Source organism: Bacillus sp. SIMBA_031 (assembly GCF_046535225.1).
GTDB lineage: Bacteria > Bacillota > Bacilli > Bacillales > Bacillaceae > Bacillus > Bacillus velezensis.
Genome location: NZ_JAWRXC010000003.1, coordinates 227,962 through 251,754 on the forward strand (window position 1 = coordinate 227,962; position 23,793 = coordinate 251,754).

The window sequence follows — 23,793 nt, forward strand, 5'->3', positions numbered from 1 at the left end:
GTAACCGTTTACATAAAAAGAGTAACACGAATCATTTCGGTTGGCAACAAAAAAAGAGACCGGGGTCTCTTTTAGTTCACGATGCCGATTTGTGAGATATTCACTTTAATATCAGGGATTATCTCGATGGAAGGATAGACCTCACGCCAATTGAGCCGCTTGCCCCGCTCATAATAATGGGTTTGATATTTACGGCCGATGCCGAGGATATCCGAGTTGTGCTCCTGAATATGGCTGATCACCGATCTGGCCTGGCTGTTCAAATTTGCTGATGCTTGTTTGTTCATTTGGTCGATTGCCGTATAAGAATTCAGCTTGTCCTTTGGATATTCCAAGACGCGTGCATTCAGTTTTAAACGGATTTTCACTTTTATATGCTGCGGATCTGTATCTATAAAAACAATCTTTCGCGTGGCATCCGTGATGCCGAGAGAAAGATAATTTTCAATATCCATTTTGTATTTGTCCCACAGCTTCAGATTAATATTAGCCGATTTATTAAATTGCCCGCTTAAAAGGGTCAGGAGGGTCGAATCCTGACCGAGCACCTCAGTCACTTTCCGCTGGCCGCTGAACAGGGCAGAACCCTCTACCTTTATCGTCTGTCCGTTAATCGATAAATAAGGAAGGGCGAAATCTTTATCAGCCGTCAGCATGCTTGAACGGATGGATTGCAAATTCTCCATGCTGATATTTGATTCCGCATTAGCGCTTGTTAATAAATTCGTTAAATACTTGCTGACAATCAATTTCTGCCGGACGATCAGCTTCAGCACTTCAATCGCCTCGCCGTCTTTTACAACCGCCGGATGAGCGAGAAGCGGGCTTTTCGGATCTCTGTAAAAGACATCGAGATAAGGAAAAAGCGGTTTTTCCGCCATTTTCTCACCGATTAATAAGACTCTTTGCTTGGACGTGTCAATGCGCTGGTCGACAAGCTTATCCAATTGAAACCGCGCTTCACGGATGGTGTGCCCGGAAGCGCTGAGCACCGTCGTAATGAATGAGCCGCCTGTTTCCTGTTCCGCCTGGGAGGACTGAACCTTCCGATAGGTGATGCCGATTTTATTTTTACCGTCATGATCAACATCAAGGCTTGCGGTCAGCACGAGAGAAATATCTTTCAGCAAATTTTGATCCCAGCAGCCCGCAAGTGTCAGGCTTGCGCACATGAGACTGATAAGAACCGCTTTTTTAATGCGCATGGCGGACACCCTTTTTGCGTACAAGGACAATCAATACCATAAACAACGGAAACAAATACACAAACACAATATCGGAAATGCGGAAAAACTGATCCAGCTGCTGTATCGTTTTATCTGTGCTTGTGGCCCAAATAGACAGGAGGAAGACGAGCAGGGCCAGCGGATAAACAAACCGGCTGTGGTCTTTTTGATTGAACAGCTTGGCGATGCCGGTGCTTGCCAAGTAAAACACGTTGGCCAGCGTTGAAAAGACGGTCACGAACCAAAACGTCAAAAAGAGCAGATCCGTCCGTTCGATAATTCTGAATGAAACGGTTTTTAACAGGTACAGCACAGGCTCCGGGATCATTTTTATTTCTTCGGGGCTGATTGTGACAAAGCAAGTAAGGGTGATATACAGGTAATAAAGGATAATCAAGATGTTTGAAATCGTCAGTATTTTGTAACGCTGGCTGACGGTGCAGTTGATAAGGGGCCCGATCACGAGCGCCGCCTGAAAGCCGGTAATGCTGACAAGTGTTTGCTGCACCCCGGTCAGCATGTCTTTTGCGGTTCCGTGAAAAATCGGCATAATGTATGTGATATCGGCTTTTCCCAGCGTGTATAAAATCGGCAGAGAGATCAGCAGCAAAAACGGCGTTAAGATAAAGCTGAACCTGGCGATCGCATTCAGCGGAGCCTGGGCGATATAGACAGAGCCGAGGATCAGCATTAAGCTGACCACCCAATTCGGAGTCTGCGGGAGCACCCAGATATCCAATATCCGTGTAAATACAGAAAGAATGAGCGTGCAGAGAAACGCGAAATATAAAATATACAGCACCTGCATCCCTTTGCCGGCAAGTGTTCCGAATACCTCCTCCAGCATTTCGTACAGGTTCAGCTTCGGAAACCGGTGAAATAATATCATATACAGGCTGAATGTAAGCTGGACGAGCAATCCGGTAAGCAGAATGGAAATCCATCCGCTACTTCCCGATTTCATCATCAGTAAATGGGGCAGCGCCAAAATGCCGATGCTGATCTGCGTCTGATTGATGAAAAACACGCCTTGAAGCGGGCTGATTTTTTTAGGCTTCATCTTTTCTCCACCCCCGAACATGTTTTATCTGCTTTGAGTCTTGCGGTCTCAAATAAAAAGGCCTTCTTTTAATAAACCAAGCCGGCAGCCGGATAAATGCATCCTTCAAGTCGCTGAAATGAAACGGCGTCAGAGATGATAAATAAGGAACGCCGAGTGATTCAAGCTTGCACAGGTTCATCAGAATAAGCCCGAAGCCGAGTGCGATGCCGATAAAACCGAACGAGGATGCCAGAAACATAAGCGGAAACCTGAGCGTTCGGATGGACGTGCTCATTTCATATGAAGGAAGCACAAAAGAAGAAACGGCCGTAACGGCTACGACGATAATCATCATATTAGAAATGAGTCCCGCCTGAACGACTGCGTCACCGATCACGAGACCGCCGACAATGCCGATCGTCTGACTGATCGGTTTCGGCAGCCTGATACCGGCTTCGCGGATCAGTTCAATTGTAATCTCCATAATCATGGCTTCTATCAGCGGAGGGAAGGGAATATCAACAATCGAATTTTTCATGGTGATAATCAGATCGTTGGGAATGACTTCAAAATGAAACGCAATCAGCGCGATATAAAAAGCGGGCAGCGTAATCGCGATCATAAAGGCGAAAAATCTCAGCACTCTTAAAAAACTGGCGGAAATCCATCTCGTGCTGTAGTCATCCGGAGATTGAAAAAAAGAAAAGAATGTGATCGGCGCAATCAAAGCCGACGGACTCCCGTCCATCATGATCAGCACACAGCCTTCCATCACGCATGCTTTTGCTTTATCCGGCCGTTCCGTATGAATGATCTGCGGAAAAATGGAAAACGAATTATCTTCTATTGATTCCTCGATAATCCCGGGCGCAAGCACGCTGTCTATACGCAGGTATGACAGGCGCCGCTTCACTTCCTCCACAATCTCCGGATTGGCGATATTCTCAACAAAGATAACCGCAACTTTTGATTTGGCTCTTTCCCCGATATCCATATAATGAACGGAGAGATGGCGGTCCTGTATGTGAAACCGCAGCTGATGAATGTTCGTTTCCAAACTTTCCACAAACCCGTCATGGGCGCCGCGGACGATACTTTCAGATTCGGGTTCCATAATGGAACGCAGCGGATTCTGCCCGACGGAAAACAGCTTCGCTTTCCTTGATGCATCGCTGAGAAAAACAACCTGTCCTGCCAAAATCCCGTCAATGAGTTTTCTGATTTCATCCGTTTCCGCACTGCTGACGGCATTCATCGTTTCCTCAAGCGGGCCGTTCTGCAGGGTGTCGCTTAACAGAAACTCATTCAGCTTCTGTTCTTCTATCATTTGTTCAATATAAAAGAAAGCGGTATGGCGGTCCTGCAGTTTGATCCTTCGTATTTTAAAATCACCGCAAACACACATCAGCTCCTGCATTTCCCGTACAGCCGATTCAAAATCGCCGGGAATCCGTTTGTTTTGTTTATCCGCAGACATCAGACCGCCTCCTTTCCTGGTTATCTGTAGTTTTCAGCGGGTATTCCTTTTTTATGCATTTTATAAAATAGAGGAGTTCCCTGATGTTTTATCAAGAACTTCACATTTATGGATGAATATTTCTTGAACGAATATAAAGATTTATTAAAATTATTTCAAAAGAGGGATAAATGTCCTGTAAATGGTTTAAAAGGAGAAAGGCTTTCCGCATATAAAATGTGTATTTCTTGTAAACACTCCGGACCCGTCTTATTCTGTCATGTACAAGTCATTCCGCTAGTTATTTTGGAATGGGACTGAAAGCAGGATACGGGGGAAAAATGAATGACTTTAAGACCTTATCCTTAACAAAACAGGCAGTCTGCACACAGCGGACAGAGAGTCCCGAAACGTATGCGCAGTGCGAAAAACGCTGATACAAACGGGCTGGAAAAGATGGATTATCATTACATCTTTTTCTTCCGGAACGCGAGTAGTTCCATTGGTCCAAATGAATTTCTGTGCGTAAATGTAAACGCATTCATTTATCTTTTGAAAAATTGAAGTAAGGTTGAAGTCCTGCCTATTCCCAAAAAAAGCAATTCGATAATAGGAAGAATAGCGTCACTAATAGAGAAGTTTGGCTCAGTGAAAGCGGGAAGATTATGTTACATAATGCCGATTGAGAATTCATAGTGAAGCTATATACTGATGAATGAATTTATCAATACAGAAGGAGATGTCAAAAATCAATGTGGTTACTCATTATAGCCTGTGCTGCCGTACTAATCATCGGAATCATTGAAAAAAGGCGGCATCAGAAGAATATCGATGCTCTGCCAGTACGCGTCAATATTAATGGTATCCGCGGAAAGTCAACCGTAACGAGGCTGACGACCGGAATACTGATGGAGGCGGGCTACAAAACAGTCGGAAAAACGACGGGAACAGATGCAAGGATGATTTATTGGGATACACCTGAGGAGAAACCGATCAAACGGAAACCGCAGGGCCCGAATATCGGCGAGCAAAAAGAAGTAATGAAGGAAACCGTAGAACGGGGCGCCAATGCCATTGTCAGTGAATGTATGGCGGTAAACCCGGATTATCAGATTATCTTTCAGGAAGAACTCCTTCAAGCCAACATCGGCGTCATCGTGAATGTGCTTGAAGACCATATGGACGTCATGGGGCCTACGCTTGATGAAATCGCTGAAGCATTTACCGCGACGATACCGTATAACGGTCACCTTGTCATTACAGACAGTGAATACACAGACTTCTTTAAAGAAAAAGCCGCAGAGCGGAATACCGAGGTCATTATTGCGGATAACTCTAAAATTACAGATGAATACCTTCGTAAATTTGAATATATGGTCTTTCCTGATAACGCTTCCCTTGCGCTCGGCGTTGCCCAGGCTCTTGGGATAGATGAAGAAACGGCGTTTAAAGGAATGCTGAATGCGCCGCCTGATCCTGGCGCTATGAGAATCCTGCCGCTGCTCAGCACGAAGGAGCCCGGTCATTTCGTAAACGGCTTTGCCGCAAATGATGCATCTTCTACTTTAAATATATGGAAACGTGTAAAGGAAATCGGCTACCCGACAGATGAACCGATCGTTATCATGAACTGCCGCGCCGACCGTGTGGACAGAACGATTCAGTTCGCAAACGACGTGCTTCCGTACATTAAAACGAAGGAACTCATACTCATCGGCGAGACGACAGAACCGATCGTCAGAGCTTATGAAGAAGGCAAGATTCCTGCCGATACACTGCACGATCTGGAATATAAATCAACAGACGAAATCATGGACGTGCTGAAAACAAGAATGCAAAACCGTGTCATATATGGCGTCGGCAATATCCACGGTTCAGCGGAACCATTAATTGAAAAAATTCAAGAGTATAAGGTGAAACAGCTCGTTAGCTAGGAGGAAAAGGATAAATGTTCGGATCAGATTTATACATCTCACTTATTTTAGGCGTGTTAATCAGTTTAATTTTCGCGGAAAAAACAGGTATCGTACCTGCCGGTTTAGTCGTGCCGGGTTATTTAGGACTCGTTTTTAACCAGCCGGTCTTTATTTTACTCGTATTGTTAGTAAGCCTTCTTACATACGTGATCGTCAAATACGGTTTATCCAGATTTATGATTTTGTACGGACGCAGAAAATTCGCAGCTATGCTGATAACGGGAATCTGCTTAAAAATCGCCCTTGATTTCCTTTACCCGATCGTACCGTTTGAGATATCAGAATTCCGCGGAATCGGTATCATCGTACCGGGTCTGATCGCCAATACCATTCAGAAACAGGGATTAACGATTACATTTGCCAGCACGCTGTTCTTAAGCGGCGCAACTTTTGCCATTATGTTTGCTTACTACTTAATCTAATGTAAGGTGTGTCAAACGATGAAAAAACAATTAAGCTTTCAAGAAAAACTGCTGAAGCTGACCAAACAGCAGAAAAAGAAGACCAATCTTCACGTTTTTATCGCGCTGCCGATCGTCTTTTGCCTGATGTTCGTCTGCATCCTGACAGGGAAGGCGGAAACGCCGAGTGTGAAAAGAAATGCCGATGACCTTGTATCAGCCTCATTCGTCGGAGATATTATGATGGGCCGGAATGTCGAGAAAGTGACAAAGCATAAAGGCACGGAGAGTGTCTTCCGTTACGCAAAGCCATTCTTCGAAGCATCCGACTATGTGTCGGGGAACTTTGAAAACCCGGTTACATATAAAAAGAACTACAAAGAAGCAGAAAAAAATATCCACCTTCAGTCAAACAAAGATGCCGTAAAAGTATTGAAGGACATGAATTTCACCGTTCTCACGGCAGCCAACAACCATGCGATGGATTACGGCCCTCAAGGAATGCGGGATACGGTTGAAGAGTTTTCAAAGCAAAATCTTGAACTTGTCGGCGCGGGCCTCACGCTGAAGGAAGCCGAGCAGAACATTTCTTATCAAGATGTAAACGGAATCAAAATCGCAACACTGGGTTTCACTGATGTTTCCGGAAAAGGCTTTGCAGCTAAACGAAATGCGCCGGGTGTGCTTCCGGCCGATCCAGAGCTGTTTATTCCGATGATTTCTAAAGCCAAAAAGAAAGCCGATCTTGTCATTGTTCAAACACACTGGGGACAGGAATACGATAATGACCCGAATGACAGACAGCGCCAATTGGCAAGAGCAATGTCAGATGCCGGAGCGGATATTATCGTCGGACACCATCCGCACGTGCTGGAACCGATCGAAATGTACCACGGCACCGTTATTTTCTACAGCCTGGGCAACTTCGTATTCGACCAGGGGTGGACAAGAACGAGAGACACGGCGCTTGTTCAATATCATCTGCAGAAAAACGGCACGGGACGCTTTGAAGTCACGCCGATGAATATTCATGAAGCAACACCTGCACCGGTTAAAAAAGGCAGCATCAATCATAAAACGATCGTACGTGAACTGACGAAAGAATCGAATTTCGATTGGAGCGTCAAGGATGGAAAATTAACGTTTGATGTGGATCACAGCGATATCTTAAAAAAGAAAGCGGAGTGAAAAACAAATGAAAATCATTAAAGCGGGATGGCCGTTTGCCGCGATCATTATGGTATTTATGTTTATGTCAGCGTTTAAATACAATGATCAGCTCACAGATCAGGAAAAACAAAAAATTGACACGGAAATGCAAAAAATTCAGCAAGAGGACACAGCGGGCGCAAAATAAGCGCATGATTCCGCTTGCCGGCATATTGTTTGTTCCGAATCCAGTAAAGAATGCCCATAACGGGCATTCTTTTTTTGTGTGCTCTCCTAAACATTTGTTAAAAGTTACCGATGTAAAAACTACTAAAAATGAGGAGAGTGAATAGAAAACATGCTCACAAGCTGGAGGAAGTACATCCTTGCCGGCCTTATGATTTGTCTTGTGGCACCCGCAGTAACGAGAACGGAAATTGCTGAAGCGGATTCTCAAGTTTCTGTCCTGATGGTTTCAGACGCGCAAAAACTTGTCGGAAATAAATATGTTTACGGAGGCGAAGAGCCTGAGGACGGTTTTGATCCGTCCGGATTGATGCATTATCTTTTCAGCAGACAGAACATCCATCTGCCGAGAACGGTCAGTGATCAATGGAAAGTCGGAGCTGCTGTCAAAGAAAATGACCTTTTACCGGGAGATCTTGTGTTTTTCAAAAAGTCGGATTCCACACAAAACGCGCCCGTCCATGACGGTCTTTATATCGGAAACGGAGAGATGATACACAGTTCTCCGTCAGAAGGCGTAACCGTCACACGCTTTCAAAAAAGCAGTTATTGGATGAATTTATATCTTGGCGCAAAGCGGATTACAAAAGATCCGGAACTGGCTGATGATCCGATCGTTCAGGAGGCAGCCCGTTATCTCGACATTCCGTATGTCTTCGGCGGAAGCACGCCCGAGGAGGGATTCGACTGTTCGGGGCTGGTCCAATATGTTTTTGAAAACAAGCTTCACATTTACCTGCCGAGATCTGCGGAACAGCAGTGGCTGGTCGGTGAGAAAATCAAACTGAGCGACATAAAGCCCGGGGACGTGATTTATTTCAGCGACACGTATAAAAAAGGAATTTCCCATGCGGGCATTTATGCGGGAGAGGGAAGGTTCATCCAAGCAAGCCGCTCCGCAAAAGTCACCATTTCTTACTTGTCGGAAGATTACTGGAAAAAACATTTTACGGGGGTGCGCCGATTCAGCAATTTAGCCATTTCTAAAGAAAATCCCGTTGTGTCCACAGCGGCCGATCATATCGGAATTTCTTATCTGAAAGGCGGCGTTTCACCGGAAACCGGCTTTGATACGGCGGGATTTGTTCAATACATCTATCAAAAAGCGAAAGGAATCAGCCTGCCGCGTTATGCGGACAAGCAGATGCAGGCGGGCGTTCCGGTCGATAAACAAGATCTGAAGCCCGGCGATCTGGTCTTCTTTAAAGCGGAAAGCCTGAATCCGGCCATTTATATCGGGAACGGACAAGTGATTCATGCCACCGTGTCCGCAGGCGTTACCATAACAAATATGAACACAAGCGCTTATTGGAAGGACAAATATGCGGGCAGCATCCGGCTTCCGTAAAAAAAAGACGTCAGAGAGTGTCTCTGACGTCTTTTTCTTTTACCGTTTCGGCGCTCTGTATCCGGCCGCTACCGCATCCTCTACGGAACAGAACATTTCCGCGGGATCTGTCGTCCGGTCGTAGTATGTACTTCCCGGCGTGTGATAAATGCCGTTCCGGCTGCCTTTAATGTCGCACCCCTGTGAGGTGCCGGCTGCTTTCGTTTCGGCATGTCCGCCGGAGGAAGGGGCGTTGTTTTGCGCCGTTTCCGCGTTTTCGGATGTTTTTGTTTCTGCTTTCTGCCGCTTTAAAGTTTTATTTTCTGACTGAAGCGTTTCGGCGGTCTTTTCGAGCTTCTTTTGTGAATTTTTTAATTTCTCATTGTCTTGTTTGAGTGATTTGTTTGTTTTTTTCAGCTCGCTTATCTCTTGGCTGAGTTTGCTGAGTTTTTCTTCATTGCCGGCTTCGGCTTCGGATTTCTCCTTTTCGGCCGCGGCACTGATGCTTTCATATTTTTTCTCAAGCGCCTGGTGTTCCTTCGTCAATTTTTGATAAGCGGTATCAAGGGTGCTGTATTTCTCCTCTGCCTTCACGGCCGAGGCGTCCGGCTCTGCGAGGGAGGCACCGGTCAGAAGCAGGATAAATCCGCCGATAAGAAGGGGCCAAAACAGCTTTTTTGAAAAATGTTTTTCTTTTTTTGCCGCTTTGCATATGAGGTGGAATATTCCGTATCCGACTGCGCAGAGAAAAGCTAAACATCCTATAATAGCGATTGCATTCGACATCATGAAACTCCTTTTTTCTTTATCTTACAATTTATTTTCATTTTTGGGAATTACTTTTTTGGGAAACATGAAAAACCAGGCCGTGAAAGACCTGGCTTTTGCCTTTTATTGATCGTTGTCGAGAAGCCGGTTGATGAAATATGCGACTCCGTTTTCATCGTTGCTTTTTGTAATATACGTGCTTTTTTCCTTCAGTTCATCAATCGCATTGCCCATGGCGATACGGTTTCCCGCCGCTTCAAACATGGAGAAATCATTCGGGCTGTCGCCGATGGCGTAAATATCCTGTTTTTCAATTCCGTACAGTGAGGCAAGCTCCGTCAGAGCACGTCCCTTTCCGGAACCGGCAGGGAGGATTTCGATAATGTGTTTCCCGGAAGATGTCTGGGATAATTTCGGATGATGTGTAATTTCTTCTTTGGCGTTTCTCAGTTTTTCCATATCAAAAGAGAAACAAAGAAGCTTGTAAACATGTTCGTCTCCGTTAAAAATCGCCTGTATATCCTGCACGGGTTTAATGCCGAATTGTTTGAACTGCGTCTTTGCGCCCTCCCATAATGTCCGAATATCTTCCTTGGGATTGGCGCTTTTCAGAATGTCCAGTTCTGCCTGCAGTTTGGACTCGCCGTCAAACGGGGACAGCAGATGATCATCTGTATAGACCTCAAAGTAAATGTCGTTGTCCGTTAAATAAGCGGCGATATCCTTCCCGGCCTGCTGATCCATTAAGAGCCGGCTGACGAGGCGGTATCCTTTGTCATGGACTGTCCCGCCGTTTGCCGCAATGATCGGAATATCCAAATCCTTTAAGAGCGCTTTTACATCAAACGTGGCTCTGCCCGTGCAGATGGCCACGAGAATGCCCGCTTCATCCGCTCTTTGTAAAGCCCCTCTGTTTTCCGGAGAAATCACACTGTCCGAGTTCAGTAATGTGCCGTCTAAGTCAATGGCTATCAATTTCATATGTATGGATGCCCTCCTTAAAAATAAAGCTGCTTCATGTAGTATGTTCAGCTTTGTGCGAAATCAGCAGAAAGCCGTCAGTTAAAAGGCTATACCTTCATGTCCTTTTTTTCAACAGAAAAACGGCGGGATTTGCTAACCCCGCCGTGACATCTTACGCGTTTAAATCATTTTTTAATTTCGTTTTCACTTCTTGAAGGTTTTCCTCATTCAGCTTGAAGTAATAAATATTTTTGCCGTACTGAGGAGTGTAAATATAGCTGTCTGAACCTGTCAGCTGCAAAGAATCCACCGATTTCAGCGATGTGATAAACGGGAACAGACCGATGGCGTCATTAAGAGATAAGTTCATTTTTAAGTTTTTCCCTAAGCTGTCGACGATATCGTCATAAGATGGGATCGAGCTTAACGATTTAGATTTTTTAATAATGGCGCTCAGCACTTCCATCTGTCTTTGTCCGCGCATCAGATCGGTGTCCGCTTTGCGTGTTCTTACATAAGCCAGTGCCTGCTCACCGTCAAGCGTCTGAACGCCCGGCTTCAGCACGACTTTTCCTTTTGTATCGACCTTAATACGATCGGCAATTTTCTGGCTTTTCACATTTACCGTAACGCCGTTCAACTCATTGACGACATCGCGGAACGCGTCGAAGTTGCTCTCAACCACATAATCTACCGGAATATCAAGCATGTTTTCTACTGTTTTATAAGTTAAATTATAACCGCCGTAAGCATGTGCGTGCGCGAATTTGTCATAGCCGTGTCCCGGGATGTTGACATAGGAATCCCGCGGAATGCTGAGCATCGTCGCTGTTTTCTTTTTCCGGTTGAAGGTGACGAGCACGTTGGCGTCACTTCTTGCGTCATCTACTGATTCGCCCTTATTGTCACGGGCGTCTATTCCTAAAAGCAATACGGTGAAAGAATCCTTCTTCGGGTCAAATTCTTTGATCCGTTTTACGGACTGGTCGCCGCGGTCAAGGCTGACGTGAGCTTCTTTGGTCGCATTATTCAATTTCACAAATGCGTAGGTGCCGACGGAACCGGCGATCACCAATAAGAAAGCGGCGAATACCAGTACAAATTTCACCCATTTTCTGAGGCGTCTTTTCTTTTTTCTGCGTTGAGATCGTTCTTCCATATCATTACCTCTCGTTTCTATTCTTTGTGAAGCGTACCATAATTGTTGACTTGGAGCAACTCTTCAAATGAGAAAATTCCAAATCTTTCTCTCTATTTCGACAACATCTACTGTTATTTTTGCATCAGGTTCACATTATATTGGACGGCAGGAAGCGGGAAATGTTTCGTCGCTTTGTAAAAAATAATTAGTAAAATAATGGATATTAACGGTGCGGAAGGTTTGAAACGGACGGAAACAGGCAAAAGAAGCAGTAGAACAATTCCGCGCGGATACAGCGTTGGATGAAGGGAGTCTAAATAACATGAAAAGCATACACTCGAATAAATGGCTCTATTTTTTCGGCGCACTCGGCGGCGCGTTATACGGATATGATACCGGGGTCATTTCCGGAGCTATTTTATTTATGAAAAAAGAACTGGGACTGAACGCCTTTACAGAAGGCCTCGTCGTCAGTTCGTTATTGGCGGGGGCGATTCTCGGGTCGGGATTCGCCGGCAAACTGACCGACCGGTTCGGCAGGCGGAAGGCCATCATGGGAGCGGCGCTGCTGTTTTGTATAGGCGGTTTAGGGGTCGCTTTTGCCCCGAATACAGAGGTGATGATTCTTTTCCGGATCATTCTCGGACTGGCTGTCGGAACATCTACAACGATCGTTCCGCTCTATTTATCGGAGCTGGCTCCGAAGCATAAACGGGGGGCGCTTTCTTCGCTGAATCAGCTGATGATTACGGTCGGAATCCTCGTTTCTTATATCGTGAACTATATATTTGCCGATGCAGGCGCTTGGCGCTGGATGCTTGGACTTGCGGTTGTGCCGTCAGTCATTCTGCTGATCGGAATCTTATTTATGCCGGAAAGCCCGCGCTGGCTGTTTACGATCGGCAAAGAAGAGAAAGCAAGAGAAATCCTTTCATCATTGCGGGGAACGAAGAATATTGATGATGAGATTGATCAGATGAAAGAAGCGGAAAAGGAAAACGAAGGCGGCTTGAAAGAATTGTTTGAGCCGTGGGTGAGACCCGCGCTGATTGCCGGCCTCGGACTTGCCTTTTTGCAGCAATTCATCGGGACAAATACAATTATTTATTACGCCCCGAAAACATTTACCAGTGTCGGGTTCGGCAATTCCGCGTCTATATTGGGAACGGTCGGAATCGGCGCCGTCAATGTCATCATGACGCTTGCGGCTATTAAAGTTATTGATAAAATCGGCCGGAAGCCGCTGCTGCTGGCCGGTAATGCGGGCATGGTCATCAGTCTGCTCGTATTGGCCGCGGTCAATCTCTTCTTTGAACATTCAGCAGCCGCATCATGGACAACGGTGATTTGTTTAGGCCTGTTTATCATTGTGTTTGCGGTCAGCTGGGGGCCTGCCGTGTGGGTCATGCTTCCTGAATTATTCCCGCTGCATGTCCGGGGTATCGGGACGGGTGTTTCCACTTTGATGCTGCATGCCGGAACATTGATTGTCTCATTAACCTATCCGATGTTAATGGAAGCAGTCGGCATCAGCTATTTATTTCTCATTTATGCCGCGATCGGGATACTGGCATTCCTGTTCGTCCGGTTTAAAGTGACCGAGACGAAGGGGAAAAGCCTTGAAGAAATTGAGCAGGATCTGAAAAGCCGTAACGGAGGCTCGGGATCAGAATCAAATCGGCGGACAGTTCATCCGTAATATTCAGTTTTAGGGGGCGGTTATCACCGGCCCCTCAAAACGGATGCCGGCGGGCGCCCGGTCACATAAATGACGGGGATATGTCATACGTTGTATAAAGTCACGATAAAGGCGGGGATGCCGGTGAAAACGAGTATTATTATCCTTACATATAATGAACTTGAGCTGACGAAAAAATGTCTGGCCAGCATTGAACGATACACCGACAAAGATAAGATTGAACTGATTATAGTTGACAACGGTTCCTCAGACGGAACGAGAGAATACATATCAAATCTGCCTGACGTCAAAGTCATCCTAAATGAAAAAAACCTCGGGTTCGCCAAAGGGTGCAATCAGGGAATCGAAGCGGCAGGGGGGGGGAATCTGCTGTTTCTGAACAACGATACGATGGTCACGAAAAATTGGCTCACCTCCATGCTGAGGGTGCTGTATCATTCTGAAAAAGCCGGTATGGTCGGGCCCGTCAGCAACTATGTCAGCGGCGCGCAAATGATCCATGACGCGTATCAATCGCTTGATGAGCTGGAGTCATTCGCGGAGGCGTATTGCGCACGGGAAAAGCATCATACAAAGCGGGTGCTGCGCCTTGTCGGCTTCTGTCTTCTGGTGAAAAGAAGCGTCATTGAAGACATCGGCCCGTTCGATGAGCAATTCGGATACGGTTCTTTTGAAGATGATGACCTATGTCTGCGCGCCCTGCAAAAAGGCTACAGCCTGCACATCGCCCTCGATGCTTTTGTGCATCACCACGGGCACGCGACGTTTACGGCTAATCAGGACATCAATATCAATCAGTTATATTCGGAGAACCGCCAGCGGTTTACGGAAAAATGGGGCACTGATTTTACGTACTTTACTCATCCGAGACCGGAAATTGCGGAGCTCGTTCCCCGGGAGGCGAAACGGATACTTGATGTCGGCTGCGGCGCGGGGGCTACGGGGCTGGAACTTCAAAACAGACAGCCTTGCGAACTGTACGGAATAGAACTGCATCCGCTGGCGGCGCAAGCGGCAAAAGGACACTATGAAGCGGTGCTGCAGGAAGATGTCGAAGAAGTGAAGCTGCCTTATCCGGAAGGCTTTTTTGATTGCATCATTTTCGCGGACATCCTTGAACACTTAAAAGACCCGTGGCGCGTCATTGAAACGTACTCATCCTATTTGTCGCCTGCCGGATCAATCGTTTGCAGCGTTCCGAATATTTCCCACGCCGAAGCGCTGTTCCCGCTTCTGCTCGGTGACTGGACATACAGAGACGCCGGCATTCTCGACCGCACCCACTTGCGGTTTTTTACGCCGCAGACGGTGCGCACGCTCTTTCCGGAAGAGACATTTGCTGTGAAAAAGCAGTCCTATACGTATGTTCACGTGGATGAGCGGGTGCAGCTGTTTTTACAGGAAATCACACGAATGGCGCAATCGATGCAATTTCCGGTGACACAGCTGCCCGAACAAAGCCGGATTTATCAAATTCTCCTCCGTGTCGAAAAAATATGATGAAGGCTACCGTCCCATCGTTCCGAAGTTGGTAATCTTAATGGAAACATCATAGTCAAAGGCCGCTTCGGAGAAGGTCTCATCCCAGTGATGCTTCACTTTTTTCCAATAGTCGGGATATTGAATGCGGACTCTGTCAGAAAAGAATACAGGGTCCGTTTCATATTGATTCTGCAGCTTATCGATGACTTCTTTCACATCGCTTTTCAGTTTCTTTTCGAAAATCTTTTCCAGCCCGTTTAAATAATGCTGATCGAATGAATCTTCTCCGGCATATTGATCCTCTGACAAAAGTCCTTTTGTTTTTACCGCTACATGAAATGACAGCTTCCCGTTTTTCAGCCTGGGAGTGATGGTAGATGTTGATTTTTTGATCTCGAAGGTAATCGGGTGCCCCCCTTTATCCAAAGCGGGCAGCACGCCGCCCCGTATCGTCCCCATCAGCCAATTCAGGCTCTGTATTTCGTATGATGACAGAAAGCCCGCCAATCTGTTTTGTTTTGCGTTTTTGATAATGGCCGCTCCGTCATACACCGTTTTTCCTTTTTGATTGCTGACGGCCTGAATGAGAAAACTAAGTTTATTATGGCAGTAAATTGAAGCTCTCCCGATTCGGAGCGGTTGTAAAATCTTCCCGTTGTAGTTTCCGTTGTTCGTAAGGTCGATCAGCTTTTCCGCGGCCATGGGCTGCTGCTGATTCGGCGTCGGCTCCGTCAGAATATCGGACGCTTTTCCTCTTACCGCGAAGAGATAGCTGCTCCGCCTTAATTCATCATCGCGGATAAAATGATTCATCATCTGCAGGATATTTTGGTCGGCCAGCAATTTGTCGCTGAATATCAGCACTTTTAAGTGATCGCTGTAAACAGGCGGATCTTTTAAAGCGACTTCACTGACGGCTTCAAGAATGGTATCCCCCCGCGTCGTCACATTGACAAACACGGGCCGGCCGGAAGCCTGGCTGTTTTCACTTTGGGGCAGCAGGTTTTGATAGGTTAATTTATATCGGCGGTCACTCGTCTCGTCTATCGCCAGCCCCCGGGCGAAAGATAGCTTTTCGACTTCCTTCGCGTCCCAGCATCCTGAAAGCGTCATCAGTATGAAAAGCGCCGCCGCCCATTTGATGAAAAGTGTCATGACATCTGTTTCCTCCCGGCTATTTTTTTCATCCAGCTGACAAACCAAATGAGAAAAGGAATCATGATGACGGCAAAAAACGTATATCCGAGAATATTCGCGAATGCAAACACACTGTTGATATCATCGGGGTACATCGAAAGGCCGAATGTCACTGCCAATAAGCTCCCCATCAGCCAGGCATTGTTTTTATTTTTTAGTCTGAAAATGGTGTTTAACCCGAGATGCGCCCCTTTAAAAGAGCCGAGCATACAGGTAAACTGCTGGCATGTCCACGTGATTAAAAGAAAGATATCAAACCGCTCAATGAAAATACCCCGGATTTCCAAGGCGTGAATCAGGGAAATGGTCGGATACGTCACCGTTTTGGCTTCAGCGACCGACATACAGCCGATGACGACAAGCAGCGTAATGCTGTAAAATAAGCCTGCGCTGGCGATGCCGAAGACAGCCGCCTTTTTCGCCTGCTTCGGGTTTTTCATAAACGGCACCAGATACAGAATCACCTCAAGTCCTGAAAAATACAAAAGGGTCCGCGGAAACATCTCAAAAAAGCTTTTGTAGCCTCCTTCCATGACCGGGCGGACGAAATCCAGCTTAAACAGTCTCAGGCTGAATATAAGCAGCATAATCAGAATGACGATCGTAACCGGGAACAGATAGGCATAAAGCTTTGAAATGGGGTAGACCCCGCCGGTCACATGGTAGATGCCGACCGCCAGAAAGATGAATATGACGACACCCATCGGCGTATTTTTCAGTAAAAAGTAATTGATGACTTCACCGAGAAAACGGGCTTGAAAACAGACGGTGACGACAAAATAACAGCTGATGAATAAATTCAGAAGAGAACCGATGGCGCGTCCCATGATGCTTTGATTCAGCTCATAAATGGTTTCCCCGCTGTTTTTCTGCAAAAACGGCATAAAGAGCAGGACGATGCCGATAAACACGACACTCTGCACAAGAATAATGATCCATCCGCTCGGACTGTCCGCTGTTGCGGCGGAGCGCGGCAGTGTTAACACGCCCGCTCCGATCATTGTTCCGCTTACCATGAGAAGTGTCTGCATAAACGACAGCTTGTCTTCCGGTTTTTTCATGGGGATCACCTTTGCTTGGTTTTATCTTTCGTCTCTTTTCTGGTCGGCCGTTTTTTCAAAAGAGGCGTCGGCAGTCTGACGATCGTATCTTTTAAGTCTTGGCCAGGCTGCGCCATGATCGGAATAAGATAGTCCTGACCGAAGCTTTTCAGACGCATCAGATGGCCGACGACAAGCAGATAGCACATGATCAGTCCGTATAAACCTAATATCGCCGACAAAATCATCGAAAAAATACGGATGAGCCTCAGCGGAAAATTGAACGCATAGGAGGGCGCCGTAAAAGAAGCCAATGCCGTAACGGATACGACAATGACCATCATCGCGCTGACGATGTTCGCCTGAACGGCGGCCTGCCCGATCACCACGCCCCCGATCAGGCCGATCGTCTGTCCGATCGGCTTCGGCAGCCTGAGTCCGGCTTCTCTGATCATCTCGATCGTAAAAATCATGATGAACGCTTCAACAAAAGGAGGGAACGGGACATTCAATCTGCTCCCGGCAATCGTAACCGCCATTCTCGTCGGCAAAAGCCCCGTGTGGAACGTAACAAGCGATATGTAAAGGCCGGGTAAATAAATCGTGATTAAAATGCATGTATACCGAAGCAGCCTGAGAAAGGTAACCGGAACCCACCGCTGATTATAATCGTCAGGTGAGTGGATAAATTCATCAATGGTAGCCGGCACCAAAAGGGTAAAAGGCGTTCCGTCTACAAGAATGGAGACCCTTCCTTCCAAAAGAGCGCCCATAACCCGGTCGGGCCGTTCGGTCGTCAAGACGGTCGGGAAAATAGAATACGTGTTATCTTCAATAAGCTGCTCGATCGCTCCTGATTCCGGAATGTCATCAATGGTGATCGAATCCAGTCTTTTCATCACTTCTTTTACAACATCATCAGGCGCGATATCCCGAATGTAAGCAACGGCGATCCGCTTTTTTGTCCGTTCGCCGAGTGTGATCTCTTTGATCTGGAGGTTGGGATCACCGGACTGCTCGCGCAACAGCGCCGTGTTCGTTCGGAGCTTTTCGACAAAACCTATCCTAGGCCCCCGTTCAAGCACTTCTGAAGCCGGTTCTTCAATATCACGCATTTTAAATGTTTCCGTCTCAAACGAAAGGGCTTCCTCCCATCCCTCCGCCAGCAAAACCGATTTGCCGGAGAAAATGTCTGCCTCCGCGTCCTTAAGTGAAGAAAGCCGGGTGTGACGATAGCCGAAAGAGATGGATGACGGCGGTATTTCAGCCGGTTCCTCTTGATGCAGGGCGGCCGCCTGCACGGGCGAAATAATATATTCCGCAAGCAATTGATTGTCGGTCAGTCCGTCTATATAGATAAGACAGGCGTCACATTTGCCGTTTCCGTACGTAAACGAATAAAACATCAGGTCATCGCTTTGGCCGAACCGTTTTTTCAGCGCTTCAAGGTTTTTGCCGAGCTCCGCATGTATCGTCACAATGTTCCCCCCTTTTTCCATCAGTTATTTTAATTTGCGACAAACAAGGAATTTTATTCTGGAATAGGAAATGACTGAGCATTCCGCCCCATCCGAATGGTATAATGAGCAGGTCAACCATTATACATATTGTTTTTAACCGCGGCTCCCTCCGTGTTTTAAAAAAGACACAGGGGGAATGGGATATGAGCCGCTTTTTAAGGGGAGGGGAACGAACATGACGCAAGAGCCGATTTTTTTACAGCCTGTATGTAAAGAAAAAATATGGGGCGGCACGTTATTACGCGAACGATTCGGATACGACATACCTTCAGAAACAACCGGCGAATGCTGGGCGATATCAGCCCATCCGCACGGAATGAGCACGGTCAAAAGCGGTCCGTATCAAGGGAAAACCTTGATGGAACTGTGGGATCAGCATAGGGAATTATTCGGCGGAACGGAAGGGGACCGGTTTCCGCTGCTGACGAAAATACTGGACGTCAAACACCATCAGTCTGTTAAAGTCCATCCTGACGATTATGACGCCGAGGAGCATGGATTGGGCGAAACGGGGAAATCTGAGTGCTGGTACATTATTGACTGTAAAGAAAATGCGGAGATTATATACGGTCACACGGCCCGTTCGAAAGCGGAACTTGTCACCATGATTAACAGCGGTGACTGGGAAGGCCTGCTGCGCCGCGTGAAGATCAAACCCGGTGATTTTTATTATGTGCCGAGCGGAACCATCCATGCCATTTGCGCGGGGGCGCTCGTGCTTGAAACACAGCAGAATTCAGAGGCCGCCTACCGGATATATGATTACGGGCGTACAGATCAGAACGGCGAGACGCGTGATCTGCATATCCGCGATGCCGTCAACGCCGCCACCGTTCCTCATGTGGACGGATTTTTAGATGAATCAACTGAAACGAGAAAAGGCGTCACCATTAAAACCTTTGTGCAGGGAGAATATTTTTCTGTATACAAATGGGATATCAGCGGGACGGCGGAAATGACCCAGGACGCTCCGTTTATGCTGTGCAGCGTCACAGAAGGAAGCGGCTCCATCATCTGTGAAGGCAAGTCTGCCAAGCTTGAAAAAGGCGCGCATTTCATACTGCCGGATCAGATGCCTGACTTTACGATAAACGGAGATTGCACGCTCATCGTTTCTCATATATAAAACCAAACTTAATCCCAGCTCTGGGATTAAGTTTTTTTTATTTGGAAAATTGGGTGGTTTCTCTCTGTAAAAATGAAGAAGGCCGGCCGATAAATAAACTAGTTTGATAGAAACCAATTGAATCAGAAAGAGGAGAAGGAATGAAAAAGAGATTCGTTGCACCTATGTTATTGTCCGCCGTTTTCCTTGTCTTTTGCACCCTTACACAGCCCGCTGAGGCCGCATACAGCGACTACTCCGTTTACGAGCTGGAAACGAAGCAGCAATTTGCTTCTGAGAACGAGGCACTTCAAGCGGCAGCGAAATTGAAAAAGGATACGGGGTGGCAGGCTGACGTAAAGAAAGCCGGAAATACGCCGCTCACTTATCAAATCTCAGCTTCAGGCTTACACGATGAAACGGATGCGAAAACCGTACTGAAAGATTTTACGAAGCAGACGGGCGTGGCCGGCACTTACAGCGCAAGCGGAAGCAAACAGCCGTACGTGACCGTCACATCAGGCGTTCTATCAGACGAGCGGCAGACGAAAAATCTTCTTGCCGAACTGACGAAAAAAACGAGCGTGACCGGCGCCGTCAAGCCGGCGGGGACAAAACAGCCGTACATGCAGGTCGTGACTGCTGAGATGGCGGCCGAAGCAGACGCAAAATCGCTCTCGCAAGCGTTGACGAAGCAGACGGGCGTGAAAGCGTCATACCGTCAGATCAAACGGGAAACAGCTCGGTTTCAGATCCAATCAGGAACAATCTCCGGCGATCAAAAAGCCGCTCAAATCCAAACTGGTTTTCAAAAGCAAACAGGATTGCAGTCGTCGCTGAAAGTCACGGCAAAGGCCAGTCCGAATATCACCGTGACAGCCTCTGACATTTCAAATACAAATGCTGCGGCAGGTTTAGCGAAACAGCTTCAGCAGAAAACGGGCGTTAAAGGGAATGTTCAAAAGTATGCCCAAAGCAAAACAGCAACCGTGTACAACGTGCAGTCAGGATATTTTAACGGAGTAAGCGCCGTACAAAATGCTATCACCCAAATCAAGAAGAATACGGGTGTCAGCGGAAGCTATCAAAAAGCCGGCAAGAAAAATAATTATACGGTCGCGATGAGCGGACTGACGGCTAAGCAGCTGCAAAGTGTTCAAGCTTTCTTTAAAAAGAAAAAATGGCATTGCGACGCATCGCCTGTCAAAAAGACAGCATCAGTGTCCGTTTATCGGATCACGGCGGGGCAGCTTACCGCTGCACAGGCAGATCAAGCGGAGGCGTTTTTCCGCCAGCAGCATGTAAAGACGGCAAGAACAGCGGCGGGAAAAACAGCAGAAAACGAATATCAGCTGCTTTCTCAGCAGACGGCAGACCAGTCGAAGATAAAAAAAGGATTGAATCTGCTGGCGGGATATAAACTGACTGCTATTTCAAAAACGATATCCAAGCAGACGGACACAACGTACCAAGTCACAACCGAATCACTGCTTGATACGGCAAAGATCAATCGTTCGCTGGACTTTTTCAAAGGGAAAAAAGTATCTGCCTCCGCACAGAAAACAGGTGAAGCGGCGTATACACAATTCAGAATTGAAACGGCACCGCTGCTTAAAAAGGAAGACATTGACCGCGTGACTGCTTTTTTCAAGCAAAACAAAGCGGCCGGCACTGTGAAGGAGACGGGGAAAACCGGCTCTGCACAGTACGTCATCAAAACCGAAACATTCAGCAGTAAAACCGTTTTAAATAAAAGCATGAGCTTTTTCAGCGCCAAACAATTACAGGCCGGCTATACGAGTGAAAGCCATCCGGTTTATGAACTCCGCATTCGCGATCAATTCACGGGAGCGCAGTCAGCGGACGCCGCCTCCCAAAAGCTGAAAAAGCTGTACGGATGGACGATGGCTATTTTGAAAATAAAAAACGGACCGCAAATCATGAATACCAATTACAACATCTCGCTGGCAGATATGGTCAAAAAACAAATGACAGTCAGCCCGCAGACTGATGCCGCGGCTTATGCGTCGCTTACGTACATCAATACGGCCTCCGGAACGGTCACAGCCGACGTCCTGAACGTGCGGTCAACCCCGGAAGTCAGCTCCGGCAATATTATCGGGCAGTTGAAAAAAGGCGATAAAGTCAGCATCACAGGCCAGACAAACGGCTGGGCCAAACTCAGCATGGGCTGGAGAAACGCCAGCAGTGACGAAGTCGGGCAGTATGTCAATCCGGCTCACTTCGCACAAGACAGCAAGTACTACTTTCAATTTCTGAAGCTCTCTCAGGCAGCCGGACTGAACGCATCGGAACTGAATCAAAAAGTACTGGTCAATAAAGGAATACTGACAGGGAAAGGCCAGGCCTTTATTACAGCCGCCGGCAAATACAGCATCAATGAAGTGTATTTGATTTCGCATGCTTTGCTTGAAACGGGCAATGGCACGTCAGAGCTTGCGAACGGCATTATGTATAATGGTAAAAAGGTTTACAATATGTACGGCATCGGGGCTTATGACAGCAACCCGAATTACTACGGCGCACAATACGCGTATAAGCAAGGCTGGTTTACTCCGGAAGCAGCGATTATCGGCGGAGCCCAATTTATCGGTGCGTCTTATATTCACAATCCTTCATACGAGCAGGATACGCTGTATAAAATGAGATGGTCTCCAGCCGCGGCTCATCAGTATGCGACAGACATCGGCTGGGCGTATAAGCAGGTAAACCGCATGTACAGCTTATACTCACTGCTGGATGACTATACGCTTTACTATGATGTTCCCGTGTATATGAAAGTATAAAAAAAGGGCTGAAGTGTATGCTTCAGCCCTTTCTTCATGCAAAAAACACCCGCCTCAGATTCAGGCAGGTGCTTCAGCACAATTTTTCATTTTTGTTTCCGCAAATTTCAATAACGCTTCACTCGAATTCCCATCTGAATACATATTCCATTTGTCCGAGAACCGCTTCATTTCTTCTGCATCAAATGGCTTTTTCGTCATTTCCTCCAAAAGAGCTTCGCTGTCATGACAAGCCTTTCCGGGAATGACGGAAGTATAATTGTCGATTAAACCACGTTTTCGATCATATTCCTCCAGATCATACGTGAAAAAGAAAATCGGTTTATTTAAGAGCGCGAATTCAAACGGCACGGAAGAGTAATCCGTAATTAAAATATCAGCCGCTTTCAAGAGATCATGAAGACGCATGTCAGACACGTTCTTGATTAATTCGCTTTCAAACGAAGCCGAAATATGATGCAAAACGGCAGGATGAAGCTTTACAAGCAGCATATACTCTCCGTTGAACGCGTTTGTGAGCTGTTCTTCGTTGAATGGCAGCCGAAAGGATTGCATATCATAATCCCTGAATGTCGGTGCGTACAGGATGATTTTTTTCGGCCATTTGTGCTTCGGTTCGGGCTTGTGTTCTTCATAATAGACGTCAGTCAGGGGGACACCCGTTTTTAACAGCTGGCCTTCCCGTATGCCGAACGACTTTTTAAAAACGTCAGCCATCGCGTCTGAACCGACGGTGACAAAGTCAAACGAGCGGTACACTTTTTTAAAACGGCTGATGTCTGATGCCGGACGGTTTTGATTCGTCACATCCTCAAGGCCGAACTTTTTCAAAGAGCCGTTCGCATGCCACACTTGAATACATGTCGTTTGCGGCCGGCGGTTTAAGACGCTTGTCATGAGGAAATAGTTATCCGTTATCACCGCTTTGCTCTTAAAAAGGATCAAAACCGCCTTCAAAAGATGCAGCGGATGTTTTTCGTTCAGATAAAAAGAGCCGACACCTTCCAGCTCTTTTTTCAGACTGACGGCGTGTCTCGTATACAAAACCGTCACTTCATAAGAAAGCGATTCAGCGTGCGCTTTGTAAGAACGGATGAGAGCCTGCGCATTCTCTTCAAAAGATACCAGCAGGGTCAGATGGTTCTTGGGCTTTACAGGCTTGAACAAAACGCCGAGAACAGACAGATATATAGAATAAAAAGCGGCGAATAAAGATCGCAAGTTCATAGATTACCAATCTCTTTTGCT

19 protein-coding genes are annotated in these 23,793 nt (G+C 46.7%); 9 read left to right on the top strand and 10 right to left on the bottom strand.

The features are described from left to right. Window positions 1-71: 71 nt before the first annotated feature. The 3 genes from SB724_RS11115 to SB724_RS11125 are packed head-to-tail and all read right to left on the bottom strand — an operon-like array spanning window position 72 to window position 3,745. Window positions 72-1,205: a Ger(x)C family spore germination protein gene (locus tag SB724_RS11115; RefSeq protein ID WP_014305952.1), complete on the bottom strand. Its 1,134-nt coding sequence runs from the start codon at window positions 1,203-1,205 to the stop codon at window positions 72-74. Further along, the gene (locus tag SB724_RS11120) at window positions 1,195-2,286 is read right to left on the bottom strand and encodes a GerAB/ArcD/ProY family transporter (protein ID WP_060562477.1); all 1,092 of its coding nucleotides are present in this window, start codon (window positions 2,284-2,286) and stop codon (window positions 1,195-1,197) included. The genes SB724_RS11115 and SB724_RS11120 overlap by 11 nt, the downstream gene beginning before the upstream one ends. Beyond that, window positions 2,276-3,745 carry a spore germination protein gene (locus tag SB724_RS11125; protein WP_022553884.1) on the bottom strand — a complete coding sequence of 490 codons (1,470 nt, stop codon included), beginning with the start codon at window positions 3,743-3,745 and terminating at the stop codon, window positions 2,276-2,278. Before SB724_RS11125 ends, SB724_RS11120 begins: the two co-directional genes overlap by 11 nt. Before the next feature lie 731 nt (window positions 3,746-4,476). On the opposite strand from SB724_RS11125, the gene pgsB reads away from it, so the two are divergent. The 5 genes from pgsB (at window position 4,477) to SB724_RS11150 (ending at window position 8,844) form a co-directional block, all read left to right on the top strand. Then, window positions 4,477-5,658 (top strand): poly-gamma-glutamate synthase PgsB, encoded by a 1,182-nt coding sequence (gene pgsB, locus SB724_RS11130; RefSeq protein ID WP_003151337.1) that lies wholly within the window; start codon window positions 4,477-4,479, stop codon window positions 5,656-5,658. Window positions 5,659-5,672: 14 nt separating this feature from the next. Then, entirely contained in the window at window positions 5,673-6,122 is a 450-nt protein-coding gene (gene pgsC / locus SB724_RS11135) for a poly-gamma-glutamate biosynthesis protein PgsC (protein ID WP_003151340.1), read from the top strand. A gap of 18 nt (window positions 6,123-6,140) precedes the next feature. Beyond that, window positions 6,141-7,289 (top strand): CapA family protein, encoded by a 1,149-nt coding sequence (locus SB724_RS11140; protein ID WP_007614174.1) that lies wholly within the window; start codon window positions 6,141-6,143, stop codon window positions 7,287-7,289. Window positions 7,290-7,296: 7 nt separating this feature from the next. Beyond that, complete coding sequence (edmS, locus tag SB724_RS11145; RefSeq protein WP_003151344.1) at window positions 7,297-7,458, top strand: extrachromosomal elements maintenance protein EdmS; 162 nt, start codon at window positions 7,297-7,299, stop codon at window positions 7,456-7,458. 150 nt (window positions 7,459-7,608) lie between these two features. After that, window positions 7,609-8,844 carry a C40 family peptidase gene (locus tag SB724_RS11150; protein ID WP_265972780.1) on the top strand — a complete coding sequence of 412 codons (1,236 nt, stop codon included), beginning with the start codon at window positions 7,609-7,611 and terminating at the stop codon, window positions 8,842-8,844. Between the two features lie 39 nt (window positions 8,845-8,883). Here SB724_RS11150 and SB724_RS11155 read toward each other — a convergent pair whose 3' ends face one another. From SB724_RS11155 to SB724_RS11165, 3 genes are all read right to left on the bottom strand, one after another. After that, entirely contained in the window at window positions 8,884-9,609 is a 726-nt protein-coding gene (locus SB724_RS11155) for a sunset domain-containing protein (RefSeq protein ID WP_082998301.1), read from the bottom strand. A gap of 105 nt (window positions 9,610-9,714) precedes the next feature. Beyond that, the gene (locus SB724_RS11160) at window positions 9,715-10,572 is read right to left on the bottom strand and encodes a Cof-type HAD-IIB family hydrolase (RefSeq protein WP_410571123.1); all 858 of its coding nucleotides are present in this window, start codon (window positions 10,570-10,572) and stop codon (window positions 9,715-9,717) included. Between the two features lie 154 nt (window positions 10,573-10,726). After that, on the bottom strand, window positions 10,727-11,713 hold the full coding sequence (locus tag SB724_RS11165) for an LCP family protein (protein ID WP_007407510.1): 987 nt from the start codon (window positions 11,711-11,713) through the stop codon (window positions 10,727-10,729). Between the two features lie 304 nt (window positions 11,714-12,017). On the opposite strand from SB724_RS11165, the gene SB724_RS11170 reads away from it, so the two are divergent. Together SB724_RS11170 and SB724_RS11175 are read left to right on the top strand one after the other, a co-directional pair. Then, window positions 12,018-13,394 carry a sugar porter family MFS transporter gene (locus SB724_RS11170; protein WP_265972783.1) on the top strand — a complete coding sequence of 459 codons (1,377 nt, stop codon included), beginning with the start codon at window positions 12,018-12,020 and terminating at the stop codon, window positions 13,392-13,394. Between the two features lie 90 nt (window positions 13,395-13,484). Beyond that, window positions 13,485-14,894 (top strand): glycosyltransferase, encoded by a 1,410-nt coding sequence (locus SB724_RS11175; RefSeq protein ID WP_410571126.1) that lies wholly within the window; start codon window positions 13,485-13,487, stop codon window positions 14,892-14,894. 6 nt (window positions 14,895-14,900) lie between these two features. On the opposite strand, the gene SB724_RS11180 is transcribed toward SB724_RS11175, so the two are convergent. The 3 genes from SB724_RS11180 to SB724_RS11190 are packed head-to-tail and all read right to left on the bottom strand — an operon-like array spanning window position 14,901 to window position 18,591. Beyond that, the gene (locus SB724_RS11180) at window positions 14,901-16,031 is read right to left on the bottom strand and encodes a Ger(x)C family spore germination protein (RefSeq protein ID WP_410571128.1); all 1,131 of its coding nucleotides are present in this window, start codon (window positions 16,029-16,031) and stop codon (window positions 14,901-14,903) included. Continuing rightward, on the bottom strand, window positions 16,028-17,134 hold the full coding sequence (locus tag SB724_RS11185; RefSeq protein WP_410571130.1) for a GerAB/ArcD/ProY family transporter: 1,107 nt from the start codon (window positions 17,132-17,134) through the stop codon (window positions 16,028-16,030). The genes SB724_RS11180 and SB724_RS11185 overlap by 4 nt, the downstream gene beginning before the upstream one ends. A 5-nt stretch (window positions 17,135-17,139) precedes the next feature. Next, complete coding sequence (locus SB724_RS11190; protein ID WP_265972787.1) at window positions 17,140-18,591, bottom strand: spore germination protein; 1,452 nt, start codon at window positions 18,589-18,591, stop codon at window positions 17,140-17,142. A gap of 217 nt (window positions 18,592-18,808) precedes the next feature. Between SB724_RS11190 and manA the strand changes: the two genes are divergently transcribed. Beyond that, a complete protein-coding gene (gene manA / locus SB724_RS11195) occupies window positions 18,809-19,759 on the top strand; it encodes a mannose-6-phosphate isomerase, class I (RefSeq protein ID WP_410571133.1) in 951 nt (316 codons plus the stop codon). Window positions 19,760-19,899: 140 nt separating this feature from the next. Then, on the top strand, window positions 19,900-22,545 hold the full coding sequence (locus SB724_RS11200) for an N-acetylglucosaminidase (protein ID WP_410571135.1): 2,646 nt from the start codon (window positions 19,900-19,902) through the stop codon (window positions 22,543-22,545). Between the two features lie 60 nt (window positions 22,546-22,605). On the opposite strand, the gene SB724_RS11205 is transcribed toward SB724_RS11200, so the two are convergent. Further along, window positions 22,606-23,772 (bottom strand): CDP-glycerol glycerophosphotransferase family protein, encoded by a 1,167-nt coding sequence (locus tag SB724_RS11205; protein ID WP_410571137.1) that lies wholly within the window; start codon window positions 23,770-23,772, stop codon window positions 22,606-22,608. Window positions 23,773-23,793: the final 21 nt, after the last annotated feature.

What these genes read in the sequence shown, in the direction of transcription:
- SB724_RS11185 (WP_410571130.1), bottom strand. Translation starts at nt 17,134, where the DNA reads ATGAAAAAACCGGAAGACAAGCTGTCGTTTATGCAGACACTTCTCATG.
- SB724_RS11120 (WP_060562477.1), bottom strand. Translation starts at nt 2,286, where the DNA reads ATGAAGCCTAAAAAAATCAGCCCGCTTCAAGGCGTGTTTTTCATCAAT.
- edmS (WP_003151344.1), top strand. Translation starts at nt 7,297, where the DNA reads ATGAAAATCATTAAAGCGGGATGGCCGTTTGCCGCGATCATTATGGTA.
- pgsB (WP_003151337.1), top strand. Translation starts at nt 4,477, where the DNA reads ATGTGGTTACTCATTATAGCCTGTGCTGCCGTACTAATCATCGGAATC.
- pgsC (WP_003151340.1), top strand. Translation starts at nt 5,673, where the DNA reads ATGTTCGGATCAGATTTATACATCTCACTTATTTTAGGCGTGTTAATC.
- SB724_RS11155 (WP_082998301.1), bottom strand. Translation starts at nt 9,609, where the DNA reads ATGTCGAATGCAATCGCTATTATAGGATGTTTAGCTTTTCTCTGCGCA.
- SB724_RS11115 (WP_014305952.1), bottom strand. Translation starts at nt 1,205, where the DNA reads ATGCGCATTAAAAAAGCGGTTCTTATCAGTCTCATGTGCGCAAGCCTG.
- SB724_RS11170 (WP_265972783.1), top strand. Translation starts at nt 12,018, where the DNA reads ATGAAAAGCATACACTCGAATAAATGGCTCTATTTTTTCGGCGCACTC.
- SB724_RS11160 (WP_410571123.1), bottom strand. Translation starts at nt 10,572, where the DNA reads ATGAAATTGATAGCCATTGACTTAGACGGCACATTACTGAACTCGGAC.
- SB724_RS11140 (WP_007614174.1), top strand. Translation starts at nt 6,141, where the DNA reads ATGAAAAAACAATTAAGCTTTCAAGAAAAACTGCTGAAGCTGACCAAA.
- SB724_RS11205 (WP_410571137.1), bottom strand. Translation starts at nt 23,772, where the DNA reads ATGAACTTGCGATCTTTATTCGCCGCTTTTTATTCTATATATCTGTCT.
- SB724_RS11165 (WP_007407510.1), bottom strand. Translation starts at nt 11,713, where the DNA reads ATGGAAGAACGATCTCAACGCAGAAAAAAGAAAAGACGCCTCAGAAAA.
- manA (WP_410571133.1), top strand. Translation starts at nt 18,809, where the DNA reads ATGACGCAAGAGCCGATTTTTTTACAGCCTGTATGTAAAGAAAAAATA.
- SB724_RS11150 (WP_265972780.1), top strand. Translation starts at nt 7,609, where the DNA reads ATGCTCACAAGCTGGAGGAAGTACATCCTTGCCGGCCTTATGATTTGT.
- SB724_RS11125 (WP_022553884.1), bottom strand. Translation starts at nt 3,745, where the DNA reads ATGTCTGCGGATAAACAAAACAAACGGATTCCCGGCGATTTTGAATCG.
- SB724_RS11200 (WP_410571135.1), top strand. Translation starts at nt 19,900, where the DNA reads ATGAAAAAGAGATTCGTTGCACCTATGTTATTGTCCGCCGTTTTCCTT.
- SB724_RS11180 (WP_410571128.1), bottom strand. Translation starts at nt 16,031, where the DNA reads ATGACACTTTTCATCAAATGGGCGGCGGCGCTTTTCATACTGATGACG.